3 protein-coding genes and 1 tRNA gene are annotated in these 1,287 nt (G+C 68.2%); all 4 read left to right on the top strand.

Annotation, left to right across the window (positions count from 1 at the left end):
• The coding region (locus ACESY8_RS07150) for a SelB domain-containing protein (RefSeq protein WP_498794679.1) at positions 1-378 on the top strand (378 nt) is incomplete at its 5' end.
• Between the two features lie 37 nt (positions 379-415).
• Positions 416-511: transfer RNA gene (locus ACESY8_RS07145), tRNA-Sec, on the top strand.
• 177 nt (positions 512-688) lie between these two features.
• Positions 689-934, top strand: a complete 246-nt coding sequence (locus ACESY8_RS07140) for a putative signal transducing protein (protein WP_054339449.1) — start codon at positions 689-691, stop codon at positions 932-934.
• Between the two features lie 59 nt (positions 935-993).
• Positions 994-1,263, top strand: a complete 270-nt coding sequence (locus tag ACESY8_RS07135; RefSeq protein ID WP_498794678.1) for a putative signal transducing protein — start codon at positions 994-996, stop codon at positions 1,261-1,263.
• Positions 1,264-1,287: the final 24 nt, after the last annotated feature.

Below are 1,287 nucleotides of genomic sequence, written 5' to 3'. Positions count from 1 at the left end.
GCCCCCGCCCCGTCGGCGGAGGCGGAGGGGGAGCTGGAGGCCCTCTATCTGGGGTACGGCCTGGAGCCGCCCTCCTGGGAGCGGGTGGAGCCCCGCTTTGCCGGGCGGATCAGGGAGGCGCGCCGGGCCTGCCGCCGCCTGAAGGAGCGGGGCGTCCTGCTGGAGCTCTCCCCCGGCCATCTGCTCCACGCCGGGGTCGTCCGGGTGGCGGAGGCCCGGCTGCGCGGGTACTTCGGCCCCGCCCCCTTCTCCCTGGCCCAGGCCAGGGATGCCCTGGGCTGTTCCCGCCGGTGCGCCCTGCTCCTGCTAGAGCACTGGGACGCCTCCGGCGTCACCCGCCGGCAGGGAGAGGGCCGGATTTTTTCCACATCTGCTTGACCCACGGTGGAAAACCAGCTATGATGGGAGTGGATATGGGGGCGGAAGGGCCGCTGGTGGGCCCCCCGGTCTTCAAAACCGACGGGGACGGCGCTCCCGTCCTGGTGTGTTCGATTCGCACCCGCCCCCGCCACGGGCTCAGAACCGCCCTTTTGGCACGAGGTTCCGCCGGGATGGCGAAACCTCTTAGCCGGGCCGGGCGGTTCTTCGCCTCCAACCGCGACCCCCGTTGTTGGGCTCGCGGTTGGGGGGCCGCCCTGCGGGCGGCGGTTGGAAACAAGGCCTTTTCTGTGGAAAGGAGCGTGCCGTCATGTCCAGCATCCCCTTCTTTGCCCGCCGCAGGCTCTGCAGCACCTTCAACGCCCAGGAGGTCGGGCAGCTCCGCGCCGCCCTCCAGGACGCCGGGGTGGAATTCATCATTCGGCAGGACCGCCAGAACGGTTCCTTTTTCGGCATCGGCCTGCAGTTGGTCCCCCCCTCCGTTGAATACATTATTTATGTCCATGAGGACGACTTTGAGCTGGCCCAGGCCGCCCTTCAGGGCACCCTCAACTGAAAAATGCCCGTGGGCGGCCGTTGGAAGCGGTCTCTTTTTGCCGAAAGGAGTGTGCCATTATGTCCAGCATCCCCCTCTTCGCCCGCCGCAAGCTTTACAGTACCTTCAACGCCCAGGAGGTCGGACAGCTCCGCGCCGCCCTCCAGGGCGCGGGGGTGGAGTTTGTCATCACCCAGGACCGCCGCCCGGTGGGCGGCTTCTCCGGCTATGGAACCTCCGGCCCAGCCCTCCATCTGGGGGACGGCGCAGCCCCCTTCGAGTACACGGTATATGTGCACAAGGATGATCTGGCCCTGGCCGAGAGCGCCATACAGGGCACCGTCGGATAGCAGCACAGAGCCGGCGCCCCAGTC

It is taken from the genome of Clostridium sp. ATCC BAA-442 (genome assembly GCF_964239415.1).
Taxonomy (GTDB): Bacteria; Bacillota; Clostridia; order Oscillospirales; family Oscillospiraceae; genus Flavonifractor; species Flavonifractor plautii.
The sequence above is the reverse complement of the archived record's forward strand: the minus strand, read 5'-3'. Positions and strand labels throughout refer to the sequence as shown.